Source organism: Cytobacillus sp. OWB-43, assembly GCF_034651445.1.
Classification (GTDB): Bacteria; Bacillota; Bacilli; order Bacillales; family Cytobacillaceae; genus Cytobacillus; species Cytobacillus kochii.
Map to the genome: position 1 here is coordinate 17,771 of NZ_JAYEFF010000008.1, position 22,535 is coordinate 40,305.

22 protein-coding genes and 1 tRNA gene are annotated in these 22,535 nt (G+C 37.6%); 18 read left to right on the forward strand and 5 right to left on the reverse strand.

Features of this window, described 5'->3' with window-relative positions; translation table 11 throughout:
- Position 1 precedes the first annotated feature (1 nt).
- The 15 genes from hisD to U9M49_RS20315 all read left to right on the forward strand — a co-directional run bounded on the left by hisD (position 2) and on the right by U9M49_RS20315 (position 12,590).
- Complete coding sequence (gene hisD, locus U9M49_RS20245) at positions 2 to 1,291, forward strand: histidinol dehydrogenase (RefSeq protein WP_307318851.1); 1,290 nt, start codon at positions 2 to 4, stop codon at positions 1,289 to 1,291.
- Positions 1,288 to 1,875 carry an imidazoleglycerol-phosphate dehydratase HisB gene (gene hisB / locus U9M49_RS20250; protein ID WP_307318848.1) on the forward strand — a complete coding sequence of 196 codons (588 nt, stop codon included), beginning with the start codon at positions 1,288 to 1,290 and terminating at the stop codon, positions 1,873 to 1,875. The genes hisD and hisB overlap by 4 nt, the downstream gene beginning before the upstream one ends.
- Complete coding sequence (gene hisH, locus U9M49_RS20255) at positions 1,876 to 2,514, forward strand: imidazole glycerol phosphate synthase subunit HisH (protein WP_095371882.1); 639 nt, start codon at positions 1,876 to 1,878, stop codon at positions 2,512 to 2,514.
- A complete protein-coding gene (gene hisA / locus U9M49_RS20260) occupies positions 2,511 to 3,242 on the forward strand; it encodes a 1-(5-phosphoribosyl)-5-[(5-phosphoribosylamino)methylideneamino]imidazole-4-carboxamide isomerase (protein ID WP_307318843.1) in 732 nt (243 codons plus the stop codon). The genes hisH and hisA overlap by 4 nt, the downstream gene beginning before the upstream one ends.
- On the forward strand, positions 3,232 to 3,990 hold the full coding sequence (gene hisF / locus U9M49_RS20265; protein WP_095371884.1) for an imidazole glycerol phosphate synthase subunit HisF: 759 nt from the start codon (positions 3,232 to 3,234) through the stop codon (positions 3,988 to 3,990). Before hisA ends, hisF begins: the two co-directional genes overlap by 11 nt.
- Positions 3,987 to 4,625, forward strand: a complete 639-nt coding sequence (gene hisIE / locus U9M49_RS20270; RefSeq protein ID WP_322910445.1) for a bifunctional phosphoribosyl-AMP cyclohydrolase/phosphoribosyl-ATP diphosphatase HisIE — start codon at positions 3,987 to 3,989, stop codon at positions 4,623 to 4,625. Before hisF ends, hisIE begins: the two co-directional genes overlap by 4 nt.
- A 430-nt stretch (positions 4,626 to 5,055) precedes the next feature.
- Positions 5,056 to 6,552: a tetratricopeptide repeat protein gene (locus U9M49_RS20275; RefSeq protein ID WP_095371886.1), complete on the forward strand. Its 1,497-nt coding sequence runs from the start codon at positions 5,056 to 5,058 to the stop codon at positions 6,550 to 6,552.
- A gap of 93 nt (positions 6,553 to 6,645) precedes the next feature.
- Positions 6,646 to 7,599 carry a thioredoxin-disulfide reductase gene (trxB, locus tag U9M49_RS20280; protein ID WP_095371887.1) on the forward strand — a complete coding sequence of 318 codons (954 nt, stop codon included), beginning with the start codon at positions 6,646 to 6,648 and terminating at the stop codon, positions 7,597 to 7,599.
- A 207-nt stretch (positions 7,600 to 7,806) separates the two neighbouring features.
- A complete protein-coding gene (locus tag U9M49_RS20285) occupies positions 7,807 to 8,433 on the forward strand; it encodes a hypothetical protein (protein WP_322910446.1) in 627 nt (208 codons plus the stop codon).
- Between the two features lie 18 nt (positions 8,434 to 8,451).
- A complete protein-coding gene (locus U9M49_RS20290; RefSeq protein WP_322910447.1) occupies positions 8,452 to 8,844 on the forward strand; it encodes a hypothetical protein in 393 nt (130 codons plus the stop codon).
- A 147-nt stretch (positions 8,845 to 8,991) separates the two neighbouring features.
- Complete coding sequence (locus U9M49_RS20295; protein WP_095371889.1) at positions 8,992 to 9,450, forward strand: NUDIX hydrolase; 459 nt, start codon at positions 8,992 to 8,994, stop codon at positions 9,448 to 9,450.
- A gap of 25 nt (positions 9,451 to 9,475) precedes the next feature.
- Positions 9,476 to 10,366, forward strand: coding sequence for an RNase adapter RapZ (rapZ, locus tag U9M49_RS20300; RefSeq protein WP_095371890.1), 891 nt, complete (start codon positions 9,476 to 9,478; stop codon positions 10,364 to 10,366).
- The gene (locus U9M49_RS20305; protein WP_095371891.1) at positions 10,363 to 11,331 is read left to right on the forward strand and encodes a gluconeogenesis factor YvcK family protein; all 969 of its coding nucleotides are present in this window, start codon (positions 10,363 to 10,365) and stop codon (positions 11,329 to 11,331) included. Before rapZ ends, U9M49_RS20305 begins: the two co-directional genes overlap by 4 nt.
- A 27-nt stretch (positions 11,332 to 11,358) precedes the next feature.
- A complete protein-coding gene (whiA, locus tag U9M49_RS20310) occupies positions 11,359 to 12,306 on the forward strand; it encodes a DNA-binding protein WhiA (RefSeq protein ID WP_095371892.1) in 948 nt (315 codons plus the stop codon).
- 20 nt (positions 12,307 to 12,326) lie between these two features.
- Positions 12,327 to 12,590: an HPr family phosphocarrier protein gene (locus U9M49_RS20315; protein WP_095371893.1), complete on the forward strand. Its 264-nt coding sequence runs from the start codon at positions 12,327 to 12,329 to the stop codon at positions 12,588 to 12,590.
- Between the two features lie 400 nt (positions 12,591 to 12,990).
- Here the strand turns inward: U9M49_RS20315 and clpP are convergent, their stop codons facing one another.
- Entirely contained in the window at positions 12,991 to 13,590 is a 600-nt protein-coding gene (clpP, locus tag U9M49_RS20320; RefSeq protein WP_095371895.1) for an ATP-dependent Clp endopeptidase proteolytic subunit ClpP, read from the reverse strand.
- Positions 13,591 to 13,878: 288 nt separating this feature from the next.
- On the opposite strand from clpP, the gene U9M49_RS20325 reads away from it, so the two are divergent.
- Positions 13,879 to 13,950, forward strand: a tRNA-Arg gene (locus U9M49_RS20325).
- 439 nt (positions 13,951 to 14,389) lie between these two features.
- Here the strand turns inward: U9M49_RS20325 and U9M49_RS20330 are convergent.
- From U9M49_RS20330 to U9M49_RS20345, 4 genes are all read right to left on the reverse strand, one after another.
- Entirely contained in the window at positions 14,390 to 14,851 is a 462-nt protein-coding gene (locus tag U9M49_RS20330) for a hypothetical protein (RefSeq protein WP_322910448.1), read from the reverse strand.
- A gap of 115 nt (positions 14,852 to 14,966) precedes the next feature.
- Positions 14,967 to 15,824, reverse strand: coding sequence for a manganese catalase family protein (locus U9M49_RS20335; RefSeq protein WP_307317816.1), 858 nt, complete (start codon positions 15,822 to 15,824; stop codon positions 14,967 to 14,969).
- A gap of 643 nt (positions 15,825 to 16,467) precedes the next feature.
- Positions 16,468 to 16,722 (reverse strand): YueH family protein, encoded by a 255-nt coding sequence (locus U9M49_RS20340; protein ID WP_095371897.1) that lies wholly within the window; start codon positions 16,720 to 16,722, stop codon positions 16,468 to 16,470.
- 200 nt (positions 16,723 to 16,922) lie between these two features.
- Positions 16,923 to 17,375 carry a hypothetical protein gene (locus U9M49_RS20345; protein ID WP_095371898.1) on the reverse strand — a complete coding sequence of 151 codons (453 nt, stop codon included), beginning with the start codon at positions 17,373 to 17,375 and terminating at the stop codon, positions 16,923 to 16,925.
- Between the two features lie 190 nt (positions 17,376 to 17,565).
- Here U9M49_RS20345 and U9M49_RS20350 point away from each other — a divergent pair, with 190 nt between their 5' ends.
- Both U9M49_RS20350 and U9M49_RS20355 read left to right on the forward strand, forming a co-directional pair.
- Entirely contained in the window at positions 17,566 to 17,841 is a 276-nt protein-coding gene (locus U9M49_RS20350; protein WP_307317813.1) for a hypothetical protein, read from the forward strand.
- A 394-nt stretch (positions 17,842 to 18,235) separates the two neighbouring features.
- The gene (locus U9M49_RS20355) at positions 18,236 to 22,432 is read left to right on the forward strand and encodes a S8 family serine peptidase (protein WP_322910449.1); all 4,197 of its coding nucleotides are present in this window, start codon (positions 18,236 to 18,238) and stop codon (positions 22,430 to 22,432) included.
- Positions 22,433 to 22,535 lie beyond the last annotated feature (103 nt).

Sequence of the window (22,535 nt, forward strand, 5' to 3'; positions counted from 1 at the left end):
GGTGGACATATTAAAAGTAACAAACGACCTTTCTATTAAGCGTTCCATAGACGGTGGTACAGAAGAACAAAGGCAAACAGTAAAGGAAATCATAGCAGCTGTACGTCAAGAAGGTGATCAAGCGGTCATTCGTTATACACAAAAATTTGATGGGATTCTATTAGATGATTATCAAGTGAAAGCAGCAGAAATAGACCAAGCTTATAAAGAATTATCTAAAGAAACCATTTCAATTATAAAAGAAGCAGCAGAAAATATAAGAAACTATCATATGAAGCAATTGCAAAATTCATGGATGACGACTGAAGTCGATGGCACCTTGCTCGGACAAAAAATAACGCCGCTTGATTCTGTTGGTGTATACGTGCCTGGTGGGAAAGCTGCTTATCCATCTTCTGTGTTAATGAATGTTTTGCCGGCAAAAGTAGCAGGAGTAGAAAGAATTGTGATGGTTTCTCCTGTAGAGCGCAAAACAGGAAAAATACCAGCTGCTGTCCTTGTTGCAGCGAATATTGCCGGGGTAACAGATATATATAAAGTAGGTGGAGCTCAAGCGGTAGCTGCACTTGCCTATGGTACAGAGACAATCGCACCAGTGGATAAAATAACAGGCCCAGGTAATATTTACGTCGCATTGGCGAAGAGAGAAGTGTATGGTGAGGTCGATATCGATATGATTGCTGGACCAAGTGAAATTGCTATTCTTGCTGATGACTCAGCAATTCCAACTGAAGTAGCAGCAGACTTATTATCACAAGCAGAACATGATGAAATGGCTTGTAGCATCCTTGTTACGAATAGCGAACAACTCGCTAACGAAGTTGCCATCGAGGTGGAAGAACAGTTAGCTACTCTACCAAAATACGATATTGCCAGCCAATCGATTCAACAATTTGGTCGTATTTATGTGACAGAGACGATAGAAGAATCGATAGCAGTGATTAATACAATTGCTCCTGAACATTTGGAGGTTTTAACAGTCAATCCATTATCACTTTTAGGAGCTATCCGCCATGCGGGTGCAATATTCTTAGGTAGATATAGCCCTGAGCCTGTTGGTGATTATTTTGCTGGTCCTAATCATGTCTTACCAACTAACGGCACAGCAAGATTTTCAAGCCCGTTGAATGTGGATGATTTTCGAAAAAAATCGAGCATTATTTACTACAGTGAAAGTAGATTTACAGCAAATGCGGAAAAAATCGCTTCATTTGCAAGACTAGAAGGTTTAGAAGCTCATGCAAGATCGATTGAAAAAAGACTCCAAAGTGAAAGGAAAGAAGGGAAATGACAAGAACGGCTGAGTTGAAAAGAAAGACTAATGAAACAGAAATTCAACTATCACTCAATATTGATGGAGAAGGAACAAGTGATTTGGAGACAGGTGTTCCTTTTATGACACATATGCTTGATTTATTTGCTAAGCATGGGCAATTCGATTTAACGATTGATGCAAAAGGCGATGTCGAAATTGATGATCACCACACGACAGAGGATATAGGGATTTGTCTCGGGCAGGCATTGCGAGAGAGTCTTGGTGAAAAAAGAGGAATTAAAAGGTACGGCAATGCCTTTGTTCCGATGGATGAAGCGCTAGCACAAGTGGTTGTCGACTTAAGTAATCGACCACATTTGGAAATGCGTGCTATCTTTCCTAATCAAAAGGTAGGTACATTTGATACCGAACTAGTGCATGAATTCTTATGGAAATTCGCACTTGAGGCGAGAATGAATCTTCATGTGATCGTTCACTATGGTCAGAATACCCATCATATGATTGAAGCAGTCTTTAAGGCACTAGGTCGAGCCTTAGATGAAGCAACAACGATTGATCCAAGAATAAAAGGCATTCCTTCCACGAAAGGGATGTTATAAATGATTGCGATCATTGATTATGGAATGGGAAATTTATTCAGTGTCAGTAAAGCACTGGAAAGGTTAGGCGAACCTTATCTTATTACAAATAAAAAGGATGAGATTCTTTTAGCCGATGGTGTGATTGTCCCTGGAGTTGGAGCAATTAGTGATGCCATGCGACTTTTAAATGAGACGGGTATAGCAGATGTTCTCAGAGACTATGCAGCTAGTGGTAAACCAATATTAGGCATTTGCCTAGGGATGCAATTACTGTTTGAAGCAAGTGAAGAAAACGGTGGATGCCGTGGATTGGGATTGCTTCCTGGAACGGTTGTGAAAATACCTGGTGTAACAAATCAAGGTGAAATGTATAAAGTCCCGCATATGGGCTGGAACTTATTACAGTTACGACGACAATCACCGATTTTAAAGGATGTCGAAGAGGGGTTTGCATATTTTGTTCATTCTTATTATGTAACAACAAAGACAGATGAAATTATTTTGGCCGATAGCTTATATGATGTTTGTGTCCCAGCAGTTGTTGGAAAAAATAATGTCTTTGGTACTCAATTTCATCCGGAAAAAAGCAGTATGACTGGCATGAAAATCTTAGAAAACTTTACAGTGCTTGTATCAGAAGGGGTGAGTTTAAAATGAGTCTGACCATCTATCCTGCGATTGATATGCGGGGCGGGAAATGTGTTCGTTTATTACAAGGCGACTACGATAAGGAAACGGTATACGGGGACTCTCCTTTTGATATGGCAAAAACCTTTGTAGAAGATGGGGCTAGCTGGGTGCATATGGTGGACCTCGACGGAGCAAAAGCCGGTAAACCGGAGAACGATCGTTATGTCATTCAAGCAGCAAAGCAGTTAAATGCAAATATCCAAATTGGTGGCGGTATTCGGACCGAGGAAGATATACATTTTTATCTAGATGCTGGGGTCTCAAGAGTAATTATCGGCAGTGTAGCCATTTCAAACCCTAAATTTGCTATTGAAATGATTAAGAAGTATAAAGAGCGTATTGTTATTGGTTTAGATGCTAAAGACGGTTTTGTTGCAACAAATGGCTGGTTGAATACATCACAAGCAACCGCAGTTGAGGTAGGCAAACAATTCGCTGACGTCGGTTGCGAAACGTTTATTTTTACAGATATTGCTACAGATGGTACGTTATCTGGGCCGAATATTATAGCAACTGTCCAATTAGCACAAGCGACAGGAAAAGAGGTCATCGCTTCTGGTGGAGTCAGTTCTCTTGCTGATCTAAAATTAATTAACCAAGCAGGTATTCCTGGAGCTATTGTAGGTAAAGCCATCTATGAGGGGCGTTTTACTGTGAAGGAAGCATTGGAAGGGGGGACTTTTCGTGCTTACTAAACGAATTATTCCTTGTCTCGATGTAAAAGAAGGAAGGGTCGTAAAGGGTATCCAATTTGTTCAATTAAGAGATGCAGGTGACCCGGTGGAATTAGCACGTTTTTATGACGAGCAAGGAGCAGATGAACTTGTATTTCTTGATATCTCTGCTTCACATGAGGGAAGAAAAACAATGGTTGATGTTGTTCAAGCAGTAGCGGCAGAACTAGCCATCCCTTTTACAGTTGGTGGTGGTATTCATACACTTGATGATATGAAGAAGATTCTTCGAGCGGGTGCAGATAAAGTCTCATTAAATACGGCAGCTGTCAATCGGCCAGAGTTAATTACAGAAGGTGCTGATTTTTTTGGGGCACAATGTATGGTTGTCGCTGTCGATGCTAAGTACGATCAAGATTGCGGTACATGGGTTGTTTATACACATGGTGGAAGAGTAAAAACAGAGTGGAAAGTGCTTGATTGGGTTAAGGAAGCTGTGCGAAGAGGTGCTGGTGAAATTCTTCTCACAAGCATGGACTGTGATGGTGAAAAGAAAGGCTTTGATATTGCCTTAACAAAAGCTGTAAGTACGGCAGTAACTGTTCCTGTCATTGCTTCAGGAGGTGCAGGGGGAGCTAGTCATTTTTCTGATATATTCCTTGAAGGTAAGGCAGATGCAGCCCTCGCTGCTTCTATTTTTCATTATAAAGAAACTTCCGTCGCAGAAGTGAAGGCATATATAAAAGATAAGGGAGTGTATGTAAGATGATTGATCAAGTGCAATTTAATGATCAAGGCCTTGTGCCAGCAATTATCCAAGATAGTGAAACGAAAGAAGTCTTAACGCTTGCGTACATGAATAAAGAATCTTTAGCAAAGACGATTGAAACAGGGGAAACTTGGTTTTTCAGCCGTTCACGCAAAGAACTTTGGCATAAAGGTGAAACCAGTGGTCACACGCAAAAGGTCGTAGAAATGAAGTGGGATTGTGATCAGGATGCCATTTTAGTACAGGTCTTACCAAATGGTGTTGCCTGCCATAAAGGAGAAGTTAGCTGCTTTCATGAAACGATTTATACGGGGGAAGAGCAAGCTGAAATTGCAGATTATCAAATTCTAAAACGGTTGGAAGAAGTTATCGCTGAGCGCGAGCATGCACGTCCTGAAGGAGCTTATACGACCTATTTATTCGAGAGTGGTGTCGACAAAATATTGAAGAAAGTCGGTGAAGAATCTGCAGAAGTAATCATTGCAGCTAAAAATCGTGATCGTGAAGAACTTAAATGGGAATCTGCGGATTTACTTTACCATTTAATGGTGCTTTTACGTGAACAAGAACTGCCTTTTGCCGAAGTATTAAACGTCTTGAATAAAAGGCATGAAGAGAAGAAGCCAGTTACATAATTGGTAGAATGGGACGATTTCTGTGAATAGAAATCGTCTTTTTTGAGTGCGCCTGGTGTTGGGGGTTTTTTAAGATGAGCTTAATCGGGCAAGAAGGACGGTCAAATAGTATTTCTCCACTTTTAAATTAGCAAAATATACCTCAATTATATGCACATACAAAACTTATTCTGTCTCGTATTATCTTCTCGTTCAATTTATATGAATGCTAATTAAAGAGTGATGTTCGAGAAATCCGTGCGCTTTATTAGCATGTTACACTTTCTTAATAAAAAAATCATAAAATAGTCACATTTTTGAAAGTGTTGATTTTTTAAGCTGAGTTAGATAATCATGCTATCATTAGTTTTTTCCTTATCTTGTCACCCCCTTCTCGAGCGATTAGTCGTATGTTATACTCAATTAGTTAATATATTTTATGGAGGATTCCATGCGTAAAGACTCTAAAGCAAGAGACAATAAAGGAAAAATTTTATCATTTATCCCTACGGGTGAGTATTATTTTTCAAAAGGCATTAAAGCTTACCACCGCAGGGATTTTCATAGAGCGAAGAAGTACCTCCAACGTGCGATGCATTTAGAGCCAGGCGAACCGATGATTGTTTGTCAGTTGGCAGTGGTGCATGCCGAAATGGGAGAATATCAAGATTCTAATCAGCTACTCCGATTAATATTAGAGGAATTAGATGAAGAAATGATTGAATGCCACTATTTTTTAGCTAATAACTATGCACATTTAGGCTTTTTCAAAGACGCATACCATCATGCTACATTATATATAGAACTAGATCCAGAAGGCGAGTTTGTTGAAGATACAGAAGAGTTGTTGGAGCTCCTTACGTTAGAGGATGACGATCTAAACGAACATCTATATGAGCAGGACGACTTAATGGTCAAACAAGAACAAGCAAGGGAGTTACTTGAGACCGGTTATTTTCCAAAAGCTGTGGAACTGCTCAATGGTGTCATTGAAGAGTACCCAGAATATTGGTCGGCTTATAATAATCTAGCCCTAGCTTATTTTTATCTAGGCGAAACAGATAAAGCCTCGGATGTGTTGAAACAAGTATTTAAAGACAATCCGGGGAATTTGCATGCCCTTTGTAATAAGCTTGTTTTTGCTTTTTACGAAAACGACTTTAAAGAGGTGCGAGCGCTAAAGGATGCTTTATTAAAAGTACATCCAATCTCTGTTGAGCATCAATTTAAATTAGGGGCAACGTTAGCACTTATAGGGGAATATGATAAAGCATATGCATGGCTCGGTCGTCTCTATAAACTAGGGTTTAATGGGGACGCGTCTTTTTACTACTGGCTCGCATACGCTGCCTATCATACTGGTAAAGAGTCAGTGGCTCAAGTGGCGTGGAGAAGGGCTGTTGAATTAAATCCGGAAAAAGAAGGATTGGAGCCTTGGAGCGATACCTCAAAAAGTGCTCAAGGATTCGAGGATCATGTTTCTTCTATTCAACAAAGGCTAGAAAGTGACTATCCAGAAGAACGACTGTTTGCCTTGTTTTTAACAGCAGTTTCAGGTAAAAAAGAACAATTACTAGAATCTGACCGTTTAAAAGGAAATAGGAAGTTCTCTGCGTTAGAGAGGGATTATTTAGCTTATCTAAAATTTGGTGAGGCATCTCAAGATACCTCTACAGCGCATGATATAGCTGGATTGCTTTATGAAAATTACTCACCTGTTGGGGCAAAAGAAGCAAGTTTGTATTTAATGTGGTTTTCTGCGTATTTACAGTTAACCCAAGCTGGCGTGACGATTAAAAATCCTCATGCATATGCCGGTGCAATCACTTACTCTTGGCATAAGCTAAGAAATGAGACTGTATCACAAGCAACAATCGCAAAAAATTTCGGAATCTCTACATCAACTTTAAGAAAATATTTGCGATTATTGAATGAATACCTTCGTTGAGCAAAAACTTGGACGTTTTCCTATAAATTTTATAGGATAAAACCAAGAAGGTCATAATAGAACAGAAGGCTTCAAGACAAAGGAGTGGGAATGATGGCTGAAGAAAAAATTTACGATGTCATTATTGCAGGAGCAGGTCCAGCAGGAATGACCGCGGCAGTATATACATCTCGTGCAAATTTATCAACATTAATGCTTGAACGCGGGGTACCAGGCGGACAAATGGCGAATACAGAAGAAGTGGAAAACTATCCAGGGTTTGATCATATTCTTGGACCTGAACTTTCTACAAAAATGTTCGATCATGCGAAAAAATTTGGTGCAGAATATGCATATGGAGATATTAAAGAAATCATCGATGGCAAGGAATATAAAACAATCATTGCTGGATCTAAAGAATACAAAGCACGTGCGGTTATTATTACAACAGGTGCAGAATATAAAAAACTAGGTATTCCTGGTGAAAAAGAGCTAGGCGGCCGCGGTGTTTCTTATTGTGCGGTTTGTGATGGTGCGTTCTTTAAAGAAAGAGAACTAGTAGTTATTGGTGGAGGCGACTCTGCTGTTGAAGAAGGTGTTTACTTAACACGATTTGCAAGTAAAGTAACCATCATTCACCGTCGTGATAAATTACGTGCACAACAAATCTTACAACAACGTGCCTTTGATAATGATAAAATTGATTTCATTTGGAACCATACAGTGAAAGAAGTCAACGATAAGGACGGAAAAGTAGGCAGTGTCACGATTGTATCTACAGAAACAGGTGAAGAAAAAGAATTCAAAGCGGATGGCGTGTTCGTTTACATTGGAATGAATCCACTATCGAAACCATTTGCAAGCCTTGGTATTACGAATGAAGAAGGCTATATCGTAACCAATGACCAAATGGAAACGAATGTCCCTGGTATCTTCGCTGCTGGAGATATTCGTGAAAAAACATTGCGTCAAATCGTTACCGCAACAGGCGATGGTAGCATTGCCGCTCAAGCTGCTCAGCATTATATTGAAGAGCTTGAAGAAAGTCTAAAAACAGCTACAAATTAATGAACAAGGGCATCATAATCCAACTTTATTCATCATTTACAAAAAGTCATTTCGTTTTAACTCTACTGTAACCTGGGTGAAACAAATTTCGGTTATGATAATAATAGAAATTGACCCCCTTTTAAAGATATATTCCTTTTACAGCACAGGTAGCTCCTGTGCTCTTTTTTTTGGTTTTTGAGCAAATGAGGAAAAGGTTCATTCAGAATGAGAAAAAGAAGTGAGAGGGGAGCAAAGTGGGTTAGCGCATCACTCAGAATGAAAATCACGAATGAGAGCGAAGCAAAAGTGAATTGCGCATCACTCAGAATGAGAAATAGAAGTGAGAGCGAAGCAAAAGAGATTTGCACGCCACTCAGAATGAAAATCACGAGTGAGAGTGAAGCAAAAGAGATTTGTGCGTCACTCAGAATGAAAATCACGAATGAGAGCGAAGCAAAAGAGAATTGCGAGTCACTCAGAATGAAAATCACGAGTGAGAGCGAAGCAAAAGAGATTTGCACGCCACTCAGAATGAAAATCACGAATGAGAGCGAAGCAAAAGAGATTTGCACATCACTCAGAATGAAAATTACGAATGAGAGCGAAGCAAAAGTGAATTGCTCATCACTCAGAATGAAAATCACGAATGAGAGCGAAGCAAAAGAGAATTGCGCATCACTCAGAATGAAAATCACGAGTGAGAGCGAAGCAAAAGAGATTTGTGCGTCACTCAGAATGAAAATCACGAATGAGAGCGAAGCAAAAGAGATTTGCACATCACTCAGAATGAGAAAAAGAAGTGAGAGCGAAGCAAAAGATATGCGCGTCACTCAAAATGAAAATCACGAATGAGAGCGGAGTAAAAGTGAATTGCGCATTACTCAGAATGAAATCCCGAATGAGAGCGAAGCAAAAGAGAATTGCGCGTCACTCAGAATGAGAAAAAGAAGTGAGAGGGAAGCAAATTGGGTTAGCGCATCACTCAGAATGAAAATCACGAATGAGGGCGAAGCAAAAGAGATTTGTGCGTCACTCAGAATGAAAAAAAGAAGTGAGAGCGAAGCAAAGTGGGTTAGCGAGTCACTCAGAATGAAAATCACGAATGAGAGCGAAGCAAAAGAGATTTGCACGTCACTCAGAATGAGAAAAAGAAATGAGAGCGAAGCAAAATTCTTTTTTCCACAGATCGAATGTAGCACACCGGTTGGATATTATAATAATGGATATACACTTACTATAAAGAAGTCTAGGCAATTTGCTTAGGGCGAAGAATCATGTTCAACCTGTATCGTTGTAGCGCTATGACAAAAATAGTATAATATAATGATAAATACTATGCTTTCATTCATTAGAGTATTTAGGTTAATCTGTTCTCTAATAATGAGTGGCACGAAGTAAGAGGTGAATAGGATGCAGCGGGTCACAAACTGCGTATTATTAAAAGATGATCAAGTATTGTTGCTACAAAAGCCACGCCGTGGATGGTGGGTTGCACCGGGCGGAAAGATGGAGCCAGGTGAATCGGTGCGTGACTCTTGTATCAGAGAATATAGAGAAGAAACGGGGATTTACTTAAGGAATCCAAACATAAAAGGGATTTTTACTTTCATTATGAAGGATGGAGATCAAGTACTTTCTGAATGGATGATGTTTACCTTTTTTGCTACAGATGCGGACGGATTAAATGTAGATGAGTCAGAAGAAGGAAAATTGCGATGGGTCGAAGTGGACAAAGTGAAGGATTTACCAATGGCTGCAGGAGATCATCATATTCTTGAATATATGATTAATGGCAATCGCATGATCTACGGTACATTTACTTATACACCTGACTTTGAATTAATTAGTTACCGCTTAGATCCAAGCTAAAAATGAATACAGGGGGAAGCGAGAAATGAGTTCGGTAGCAGCAAAAGAAACACAAATGGTCATTATTACAGGGATGTCTGGCGCAGGTAAAACAGTGGCGATTCAAAGCTTCGAAGATTTAGGCTTTTTTTGTGTAGATAATTTACCACCGACCTTATTACCGAAATTTCTTGAACTGATGAAGGATTCAGGGAATAAGATGAATAAGGTTGCGCTTGTGATGGATTTACGTGGCCGTGAGTTTTTTGAGCATCTTTTCAAGGCGTTAGATGATTTAGCAGATACGTCATGGGTCACACCAGAAATTCTTTTTCTTGATGCGGATGATGCAACCCTTGTAAGTAGATATAAAGAAACGCGTCGCTCTCATCCATTAGCGCCATCAGGTTTGCCAATGGAAGGCATCAAGTTGGAAAGAGAATTATTAGATGATCTAAAGGGTAGAGCGCAGATTATCTATAAGACATCTAATATGAAGCCGCGTGAATTAAGAGAAAAGATACTCCACGAGTTTTCTGTTAATAAACAATCCATTTTCACTGTAAATGTGATGTCATTTGGTTTTAAACATGGATTACCAATTGATGCCGATCTTGTATTTGATGTTCGCTTCTTGCCAAATCCGCATTATATTGAGCATATGCGTCCGAAGACAGGCTTGGATGAAGAAGTGTCTAACTATGTTTTGAAATGGAACGAAACAAATAAATTTTTAGAAAAGGTCACGGATTTACTAGCATTTATGCTCCCGCATTATAAGCGTGAAGGAAAATCACAACTTGTTATCGCGATTGGATGTACGGGTGGACAGCATCGATCAGTAGCACTAACCGAGTATATCGCTAACCATTTTAAGGAAGACTACAACACTCGCATCACTCACCGTGACATTGAGAGGAGAAGGCAAACAACATGAATAGAAAGCCGAGGGTCGTCATCATTGGCGGTGGAACAGGGTTGCCAGTTTTATTAAGAGGATTAAAAAAATATCCCCTTGATTTAACAGCCATTGTCACAGTTGCTGATGATGGTGGTAGCTCTGGTAGGTTGAGAGAAGAATTAAATATCCCACCTCCAGGAGATATTCGTAATGTTTTGGCAGCGTTATCAGATGTGGAACCCCTTGTAGAAGAAATGTTCCAGCATCGTTTTAAAACGTCCAATGAATTATCGGGTCATTCTTTAGGTAATCTGATTCTAGCAGCGATGACTTCTATTACTGGTGACTTTGTTCATGCGATTCAAGAGATGAGTAAAGTATTAAATGTTAATGGGAGAGTCTTACCTGCAGCTGAAAAGAGTGTTGTATTACATGCAGAAATGGAAGATGGCAGTATTGTATCAGGAGAATCCAAAATCCCTTACTCTGGCAAGAAGATTAAGAAAGTATTTTTGACTCCTGAGAAGGTAAGTCCGCTTTCGGAAACGATTGAAGCTATTCGAGAGGCTGATCTCATTATCATTGGTCCTGGTAGCCTGTACACAAGCATACTTCCTAATCTACTTGTACCGTCTGTAGGTAAGGAAGTGTGCCGTTCTCATGCAAAAAAACTGTATATCTGTAATTTAATGACGCAGGCAGGGGAAACTTTGGACTATCGTGCGAGTGACCACGTACAGGCAATATTTGATCATATGGCTGAGCCATGTTTAGATTTAATTCTTGTCAATCATGAAGAAATTCCAGAAGATATTCAAGAGCGTTATGAAGAGGAACGAGCGAAGCCTGTCTATTATGACCGTGATCGATTAGTCGAACAAGGCTTGGAAGTGCTACAGGGTGAGATTGTTAGCCTTGAAAAAGGGGCAATTCGTCATAACACGAATGAAGTCGCTAAAAAGATTTATCAATTAATTGTAAATGATATAATGAAAAACTAGTATTTGTCTGGTTAGGGGGGAGAAGGTATGTCTTTTGCTTCGGAAACAAAAAAAGAATTAACGAACTTGGAGACAAAGGATTGTTGCGGTAAGGCAGAATTATCCGCTTTGATTCGTATGAACGGATCTCTCTCTTTTTCAAATAAAATGTTAATTGTAGATATTCAAACGGAGAATGCAGCGATTGCCAGAAGAATCTATACGCTGATCAAAAGGAATTATGATGTGCAAGTTGAGCTGCTTGTTCGAAAGAAAATGAGACTTAAGAAAAATAACGTGTATATTGTTAGACTAATGGAGCAAGCACAAAAGATTCTTGATGATCTGCATATTATTAGTGCTGGCTTTCAATTTATCCATGATATCTCAATGGATTTAATTAAAAAGAAATGCTGCAAACGTGCATATCTAAGAGGGGCTTTTTTAGCAGGGGGATCTGTCAATAACCCTGAAACCTCTTCCTATCATTTAGAAATTGCTTCAATGTATAAGGAGCATAATGACGCCTTGTCGAAATTAATGAATACTTTTGGGTTGAATAGTAAAACATTGGAAAGAAAGAAAGGTTTTATTACCTACTTAAAAGAGGCGGAAAAAATTACAGAATTCCTTAATATTATTGGGGCTCATAGCGCGCTTTTGCGATTTGAAGATATCCGCATTGTTAGAGATATGCGAAATTCAGTTAATCGCTTGGTCAATTGTGAAACAGCCAATTTAAATAAAACAATTGGTGCTGCCTTAAGACAAGTTGAAAACATAAGATATATTGAGAGTACTGTTGGACTAAAGGTGTTACCAGAGAAATTACGCGAAATTGCTGAATTGCGTGTTACGTATCAAGATGTGACTTTAAAGGAACTTGGAGAAATGGTCTCTGGTGGCACGATAAGCAAATCGGGTATCAATCATCGCCTAAGAAAAATTGATGAAATTGCAGAAAAAATTAAAACAGGGCAATGGAAGGAATCTTAAAGTTTTTTGGAGGTTAGGACATGGTAGAAAGACAAGTGGAAGTCAAAATTAAATCAGGCTTACAGGCGCGCCCTGCTGCAAAGTTAGTGCAGGAAGCCAATCGCTTCACAGCAGATCTCTTTATCGAAAAAGGCGGAAAAAAAGTAAATGCCAAAAGTATCATGGGATTAATGAGCCTATCTCTAAGTGCTGGTTCCACCGTAACCCTCCTCGCTGAAGGCAGCGATGAAACCGAAGCCTTAAATAAACTGACTGCACTCCTACAAGAGGACATTGTTTCATAATCTGTATAATACACGAATAACCTGCGCACCCCCATTGCTAGATGCTTCTACCAATGGGGGTGCGTTTCATTGTCCTCAACCAACTTGCATCGATATGATAGGGGCAAGTGGTTTGGTTGAGATGGAAAAACACAAAGAAGCCGGAGCAAAGAGGAATTGTGCAGCTAACTAGATAGAAAATCACAAAAGAAGACCGAACAGATCAATTTTTCCTCATATATCGGTTACGATTGCCACTCAAAACTAATGCGAAATTGCCACTCTACAAATCACCCTATTTCTACTTTTTTTATCTCACCGTTTTTCGTTCACCTCCCAGTCAATCTAACAACTATTAATTCATAGCAAACAAAAAGCCATCAGCAAATGAAATGCTGATGGCTTTTGTTATTTGTGATGCTTATTTTTTCTCTTCTGGTGTATTGTTTGTAATGATTTTGTCGATAAGACCATATTCTAGTGCTCTTTCTGCAGTCATGAAGTTATCACGATCTGTGTCTTTAGAAATAACATCTAAAGGTTGACCAGTGCGTTCAGCTAGAATTTGGTTCAATTTTTCACGTAAGAATAGGATGCGTTTAGCAGCAATCTCGATTTCAGTTGCTTGCCCTTGAGCGCCACCTAGTGGTTGGTGAATCATGACTTCACTGTTTGGAAGCGCAAAACGTTTCCCTTTTTCACCAGCTGCTAGTAAGAATGCACCCATTGATGCAGCCATACCAGTACAGATTGTTGAAACATTTGGTTTGATGTATTGCATCGTATCATAGATAGCCATACCAGCAGTGATACTTCCACCTGGGCTATTAATATAAAGCGTGATGTCCTTTTCAGGATTATCTGCTTCTAAGAATAATAGCTGAGCCACGATTGAGTTTGCCACATTATCGTCAATCGCACTGCCTAACATGATAATGCGATCTTTTAATAGGCGAGAGTAAATGTCATAAGCGCGTTCCCCTCGGTTTGTTTGTTCGATTACTGTAGGGATTAAGTTCATTTCCAATTCCTCCTTTAAAGGTCAAAAAAGTTTTGGAAAGGTATTTTATACCTCGCCATTGGTAAATGTATGTAGTTTCATCATACATGGTTGGTCAATTAAGGTCAAACGAATCGCTTGATTATTTCAAGAGAATTATTCGACATTTTTTTCTAAGTTGATTTCCTCGTATCCATGATACCCACATATTTTTGCTTTTAAACAACGAATGCTTGCATATAAAGGGTTTTTCCCATATAATTAATATTCGTAACACCAAGAAAAACGTGTTCCTACATAATAAAAAATGCCCTCGTGGTGCAACGGATAGCACGTAAGATTCCGGTTCTTAAAATGGGGGTTCGATTCCCTCCGAGGGCGCTACATGTTTAAAATATAAGAAATGATGGGAGATTTTTAATTTTAGTTCGACTTTTGTCCGACGAAGTTAAAAATTTCCTATTTTATTTACCCTAATCGGAAGTTCATAAATCGATTATCCTTTAATTATTCTTAATATTCATACTATAGATTATCGCTAATGCTTAAAAGAAGGTTGTTTTAATATTTGAGGTGAAAAAAAGATAATTGAAGGAAAGGGAAGTTTAAGAGTTATTACAATATGTTTTCTAGAAGTCACCAATCTCAGGAGCAATTCACAAAGTTAAAGAATGAAGTTATACATAAGCTAACTACCAGAAAAAAGATGGTCAAAAGGGAAAGAGCCCCATGGCATGTTTATCTAAATAAAATACAATCATGTAATAACTAATTATTTAAGCTACGATGAAAAAGTGTGCAATAGCCTTATGCTAAATCCTTAATTTTCCATTGGTTCTACCTCAATGTATTTTTGGAAGCCATAATTCAAAAGAGCAAGGAAATAGTAAAGGATAAGTATTCCAGTTCGTGTGAATTTTTTGAGTTTAAAGTGCCCAATCTTTTCGAAAAGAGGAGTTAAGAGATAGGCAAAAATAACATCCATAATTAAATTAGTAGTAGCATATAAGGGGAATTTGCCATAAGTAAAGTGAAACACCCATAAATTTATCGTGAATAATGGTCCTAAAATAAATGCTAATGCATCAAATAACATAAATTTATAACCACCTTTTACTTTCCACCAATTAAATATTGGACTTAACATTTCGACAATGAGTAAAAGAAGTGAGCAAAATAATGTCACTGGTAAAAATCTTTTAAACGAATTTTTAGGTAGAAAAATAATAACGATTGCCCATAATACAATTGCATTAAATATTCTAAGGAAATTAGCAAGCATTCACTTCACCTCTATTTTCCTTTAGATTATGTGGGTGTTAACTAATTTATACAGGTTAGTTAATAGAAGTTTTGAACGAAATTATCGAAAACAAATAAATAGAGCCTAAAAGGCCCTAATTATCTAAATCATATAAACCTGGTGCATGTTCATTTGGCATATCCGGCATTGTTGGCACGGGAAACCCTTTAGGTGGTTCAGTCACTGAAAGGTCCCCACCATTTCTACTAGGTGTTGTTCCAGTGAATACTTCCCCAATAAGTGTATCATCTAAACGGAAATTAAATTGAGCGTTGTGAAAGCCCATATCAACATATTTCTTACATTCAGGATATTTATTCAAGTCGTAGTTAGGAACAGGGAAGACTTTTCCCCAATCAACTCCTAATGTTTCTAATGCCTTTGCAAAAGCATTTTGATGCGCATTATCTCTAACCATAAGAAAAGCTACTGTTTCTCTTAGAGTTTTATTACTGCTCATCTCATAAATTCTTGATTTTTGAAGTACACCAGTTGATTCTAAAGAAACATTATTGATTAAATTTGCTACTAAGTTACCGTGGTCATAAACCCAGGAACCATTCCAAGGGTTACCTCCTGCATCAACTGGTAAGGATGCTTTAGCACCTATAATGAAATGATGGGGATTTGCGCCATCTTGAATAACATCATCTAACGGAGCATTATCAAATGCTTGGTTACCTGGGCTAGAACCACCAGCACCATTTAAAAGTTGATTTATTGTCGATTGTACTAATTCTATATGACTAAGCTCTTCTATAAATACCCCTCTTAATAGGTCTCGATATTTTTTTGCTTTTCCTCTGAAGTTGGCACTTTGAAATGAATATTGCATCATTGTACGTATTTCTCCAAATTGTCCACCTAGCGCTTCTTGAAGCACCTTGGCTGCATGTGGATCTGGTTTATCAGGAACAATCATATTAATTAAATCTTCTTTGTAAAAATACATTAATGTATTCCTCCGTTTTTGAGTTGTAAATTCTAATAATAAATCTATTTTGTGTTAAAAAAATCGTTTTATCCATTTATCCATTTAAAAAGCGCATCTGGGGAGAAATCTTTCTTTGTGAAATTAAGGCTTTAGCCCACATTTTTTAAAAAACTAACCAAAAAAACACAAAATGTGAACAAAAAAGAAGAGTCATGCATTGACTCTTCTTTAAATGAAATTCCGATGAAACTACTCTTATTATGCGATTTTATCATGCAGAAAGGATGAGTAAAGAAAAGAACAGCGAGCGTGAGGGATGCACTCTTTGAAGAGATCATTGGTTGGCAAACCAATGTAACCATTATATTTTATGTTCAATCATTTTAATGCTGGATTAAATAATGATGTTTCATCAAAAAGGTTAAAAAATTCATTTATAAATCTATAAGAACGCTGAAGAGAAACATTACAACAAAGATATTTATGTACATGGCTGCTATAACTATGCCATAATGAATTTTTTTAAAAAGGAATAATGAAGTTGGGGCTAGTAATCCCCCGAAAATGAGCATGCCGAATATTTCATTTGAATAGAAGAAAATAATCACCTACAGACAATTTTCTACTTAGTGTATTTAATTGATAAATTTTTATACGAAGGTTAACGAAATATGTTTAATTCAGTAAGCTTGGACAGTCTATAGGCTAGCTCGTATGAATTGCCTTCATAAAGGTGAAATGAGAGTGAATCATTGAGGTATTCCACTTTTTGTTGGAATTCCTCTAAACAGCCTATTTGTGCTGACCAATGGAGATCAGGAATAGAGACAATATATTTTTCTTCTGGAGTTTTAATAATGTATACATTTGAGTGTCTTTCTCCTAATAAATGCATTTTTTCTTGAAGATATTTCATCTATTCTACACCTCAACTTCTCCATTTATTAAAAGTATTATATAAATGAAATGGAGACAAAGAAAGCAATATCTATTAGAAACACTGAAAAGGAGACTAAAGGCTCTAGGGAAAAAGTCTACAATAATGGAAATCGTTAACTTCTTCAAATGAATAATTAAAAGAAGAGCCGATGGGCTCTATAAACCTTGATTAACTTCTCATTTGTATGGATCAATATACTGCCACTTTTGAAATAAGTAAATGAGTGAAGCACAAATAATACAAGTGATAAAAATGATGATATGGATAGAATCATCCATTTTATAAATCCCGAAATATTCATAAAGGTTCATGATACCAAAAGAAAAGACTGCATCGCTAATTGTATTAATTGTTATATAAATCCAAAAGTTACCAAATGTAAAGTATAGAAATATAGTAGGTAAGACTATGTATAAGCCGTAGACAAAAGGAGTTGTATTAGTTAATGGGAAAATGGTTTGCACAACTTCAACTAGATGATATCTTTGATATAGTTGAAATACTATTGTTAAAAGCAGGGCACTTACTAATCCACCGGGAATGAAGGACTTTACCCTTTTAGTATCTAAAAAAAGGAGAAAGAACCAAGGTAGAATCAACATAGTCCACAAGAAAATATGGGTAAACATTCAACTATACCTCCAATAAGTAGATAATTATACTCTTACCGATAACACCTTAGTCTATGCATAAAAAGTCGGGAATCGCCGGAACCCTTAAATGAGTTGAGATGAGAAAAATTCTCGAATAATTTGTTCTGCAAACAATAAAAATAGGTTTCTAAATTTTATAATAAAAAATTTAAAAAGAGGTGATTGTATGAGAGAAAAATTATTAAGTATTCAACTTCCTGATAGATATGAAGAAAATTTGTTTGAATATATTCCTACACTAGATGGTGTTCCAGAGTTAATTGATTACTTAAACCTCGGATACTCCAAAAACCAATACAAAAAAATGACATCATTAGTCGCAATTGAAAGTATGAAATTCAATTTAATTGAAGCAAAAAAAGACAATGCTCTTTCAAAGGAGGAAGTGGAAAAAGGAAATAAATTGATTCTAGAAGCGATTGAAAGATATAACTCAATATAAAGCACAAAATAATCTTAATAAGATAAGTACTAGAAAACAAAAAACAATCATACAGCCATTTAGCGCCGGAAAGTTATAGTAAAGCTGAAACTGTTCCTTTTCAGCTGTCTTTAGCAATTCTCATGTATACATCTTCATAAAAACTACAACTAGCATATCTCAAGTTAGATGTGTTTTTTTGTGTTGGGGTAATTCCGTCAAACATCTCACTAAAAAACGCAAGGAGCCGCAAAAAAATAACCGAAAATGGTCCGTTTGTTTTCTTTTTTCGACAAATTCTTCGCTTTTTTGTACCGAAGTACCTAAAAATATTACCCCAATTTACAAGTAATAACTTCACAACCTATCATTAAATTATAAAAATAATAAATTTTCAAAAAATAGGGGTGGAGTTATGAAGTTTAAAAAGCTAAAGCCGTTACTTACGTTGACGATGGCTGCTGGTATGATATTTTCGTTCAGTGTACCTAGTCATTCAATGGCAGCTGAGAATGATAAGTTCAATATGAAACAGATTGAATCTATGCTCAGTGGTTTATCCAAAGAAGAAAGAGCGACTTTGAATGAATTAAATGCGTCACCAACATTTACAATTTCTCCAGATATTAAGCAGGATAGTGCAGAATTAGTTTCTGTTATTGTTGAATTTAAAACACTTCCAGCAAAAGTGGCTGTTAAACAGCAACTTTTATTAGGTAAGCAAAAAGCGGTTAATAATGCAGAACAGCAAGTTGAGGCTTCTCATAAATCCTTTTCAACATTTATATCCTCAATGAAAAAGAAAAAATCTATTGATAAGTTTGATGCCAATAAGCTTGAGATCATTCATGAATACAAACACGCTTTTAATGGGGTATCAATGACTTTACCTGGTACGGCTGTTCAATCATTACTTGCCTCTGATGAAGTAAAAAGAATATGGAGTAACAAAGAAATCAAATTAGATTTACCTAGTGAAGATGAGAAGGTTAGTCCGAAAATGGCTGATAGTGTACCTCAAATTGGGGTTGATCAATTGCATGATGAAAAGATTAAGGGAGAAGGCATTAAAGTCGGTGTAATCGATACAGGAATTGATTATAACCATCCTGATTTAATGGATGCTTATAAAGGATATCGCTATACCGATGGCGAGAATCCTGCTGAGGTAGAGCCATCTTCAGTTAAAGGCTGGGATTTTGTTGATAATGATGCTGACCCAATGGAAACAACCTATGAAGATTGGGTTGGAAATGATGAAGGGTATCCTGAAGAATACGGTGGAGCGACTTATTATACATCTCATGGCACTCACGTATCAGGAACGATAGCAGCAAACCCTGATAACACTGTAGATTATGCTGTAACTGGGGTAGCACCAGAAGTTGACTTATATAATTATAGAGTGCTAGGTCCATACGGATCTGGAAGTAACGAAGATGTTATGGCTGGTATTGATAAAGCAGTTGCAGATGAAATGGATGTAATGAATTTATCACTCGGAACTTCTGTCAATGACCCACTAGACCCGACCTCTATTGCGATAAACCAAGCGATGCTTTCTGGGGTTGTTGCGGTAGTGGCTGCAGGAAATGCAGGTCCAGATGAAAAAACACTCGGTTCACCTGGTACAGCTGCTTTAGGTATTACTGTAGGGGCAAGTGACTCCGATATGAGTATCCCGACTTTAGATGTAACCGTTAAAGGCCAAAAACTATCCTTAATGTTACTAGCGAAGAATTTTTCTGATAAGTTGGCATTATTAGAAGGTAAAGAGTTACCGATTGTTGAAGCTGGGATTGGCCAAGAGACGGATTACCAAGGGTTAGATGTGAAAGGGAAAATCGCATTAATTGAAAGAGGCACTTTGACCTTTGATGAGAAAATTAAACATGCGAAAGATGCAGGAGCAATAGCTGTTATTATCTATAACAATGAAGAAGGGCAAATCCCATCCTACTTGGGAGAAGGAAGTGAATATCTCCCATCTTTCCGCCTGTCAAAAGAAGATGGAGAGAAATTGAAAGCGAGTGGAGTCAATAAAATCACTTTAACAAATCTTGATGAAACGACAACAGAGGGAGATCATTTAGCTGACTTTAGTTCAAGAGGTCCGGTGAATGGAAACTATGATATTAAACCAGACGTTGTGGCGCCAGGGGTAGCGATATTTTCGACGATTCCAGAGTATATCAATAGTCCTGAAGAAGGAGTCGCATATGACAATGCCTATGCTAGAATGCAAGGAACGTCGATGGCAACACCTCATGTAGCAGGTGTAGCAGCATTGATTCTTCAAGAAAATGAAGCTTATGACCCTTTCGAAGTGAAGGAAGTATTGATGAATAACTCAGTCGACCTGAATGGCGATTATTCAGTGAATGAAGTTGGAGCAGGAAGAATCAATGCCTATGCATCTGTACATGCTGAAACGACAATTAAAGTACTTGATGAAACGGAAATGATGGAGGGAGAAGGTACCGTTGTTATAGATGAAGAGACAGCTTCTATAGCATTTGGTAGGGATTATTTACGTGATGATGGTGAAGCGATTAACCACTCTAAAGATATAGTAATCAAAAATAGCGGTAAGAAAAAATCTTATGACCTTACAGTAGAGTTTAATCAATCGATTGATGGGGTTGAAAATGCAAAAGAAAATAAGGTCACTTTAAAAACGAAGAAGTCTGTTACAGTCGGTAAAGGGAAAGAAAAAACGCTAAACGCCACCATCAATGTACCAGCGAATGCGAAGCCGGGTGCATATGAAGGCTATATTCGTATAAATAATCAAGCGGATGCCCAAGAGAAATATCAAATTCCTTTTTCCATCTTTGTTACAGATAAAGGAATTGATTCTTTTGAAACGGACCGACCAACACTAGCGAATGATGTTGGGTTTTGGCAAAACTACTATCCAATTATTAACGGATTATTTACTTTGAAAAGTCCAATGGAAAGCATCGACGTGATCGTGAAAGATAGTCAGTCAGGTGAGGCACTCGGATATATTGGTTCGTTAAATGCTGAGAATATGATGCCAGATCGAGAATATTTCTTGCTGTATATGTTTACAGGAGCAATGTTGCCATTTACGAAGGACCCTAATCAGCCAATTGCTGAAGAATACGTAAAATTACCAGAGGGAGACTATGAAATAGTCATTTTAGCGAAGGATGATAGTGGAAAAACGTATACAGTTGACGCACCAGCAATCATTGACAATACCGCACCTGAGATTGAGTGGGATCACGAGCCCGGTGTGTATGAACTGAATGACTCGATGTTTACAGTCGAGGATGGGGAAGAGGCATTTTATGTTCATGGTAAAGTAGAAGATGAAACAATCGGACTATTAAATGAAAAAGGTTTACCGTATGATCAATCATCTAATACGATGTATTTTGACACTTCTAAATACGCTTATTTTGCAAGGACATTCCCGATTGATGCAGAAGGAAATGTGAAATTTGGCATTGAAAAAAGTGATATTGAAAATCAAGAGTTATATTTACGGTTAGCCACTTCCGATTTAGCGACAGCTGTTAAGATGGAGAACTATATTTTTGTGAAGGAAGGAACTCCATATGTTTCCGCTAGTTATGATAAGGAAGCGATAAAGAAAAAAGACAATATTACAATGACTCTTTCGCTAAACAATGTTCAAGATATGATGTCAGGGGAATGGCAAGTGAGTTTCCAACATGACTTATATGATTTCAAAAAGGCAAATTTGACGAAAGAGATAGAGCAATACACAAAACAAAAGGGCATTAAAGTGGATTTAGCTAAACCGGTAGTAGAAAAAAGTGATATTTGGAATAGTACGGTTACATTAAGTAGTGCTCTATCTGGAAAAGCTTTTGATGGGCTAGATGGGGATATGCCATTAATTGATGTGACATTTAAGTTGAAAGATGATGCTTATTATGGTAAAACAAGTAGCTTTGAAGTAGTAAATGGAAAGTATACACCAAAAGACGAGCAACAAGTTGATATTCCTTATTATAGTGTCGATTCATTTGATGTGATTTCTAAACATACGACTGTTGCAGGCTCAGTGAACTTAGAAGCTTTTAATAGTGAGGAAGGATATTTTAACCGCGTTGGAGAAGCAAACGATTTAGGTATTAAAGTGTATGCTCAAACACGTTCAGGTAAGAATTATAAAGGTACGCTGGATGATCATGGACAATTCACTGTAAAAGGAATTCCAGCGAGCAGTCAGGATTATACGTTAGTTATTGAAGCACCAGGCCACCTAAAGAGCGCCACAACTTTTGTGCCTGGTAAGAAAATCGATGGCGAACTCTTTGGTCAACATCAAACCATCCGTCCAAAACTAGGATTAGCCGGTGATGTGAATGGCGATAAGGTCATTGATATAAAAGACATTCGAAAAATTGTTGATGCATATGAAGATGAAGATACCTCGAAGAGGAAAGAAGATATTAATCAAGACGGAATTGTCGATGAATTAGACATAAGAATAACAGAAAAGAATTTCTTAACGAAAGGTCCTGATGCTGAATCGAAACAACCAAAAGAAAAAATCGGTAACAAAGACCTTGAATATTTCCTTCGATTAATTGGTTTAACACCAATTGAATAGTTATAGCTTACGACAGATAGATACGAATCCTATCGATACGAACTAATTGAACTGCCCCCTGTTAAATAGTCAGTGGAAATAATAAAAACAGTCTAAGCGGCTT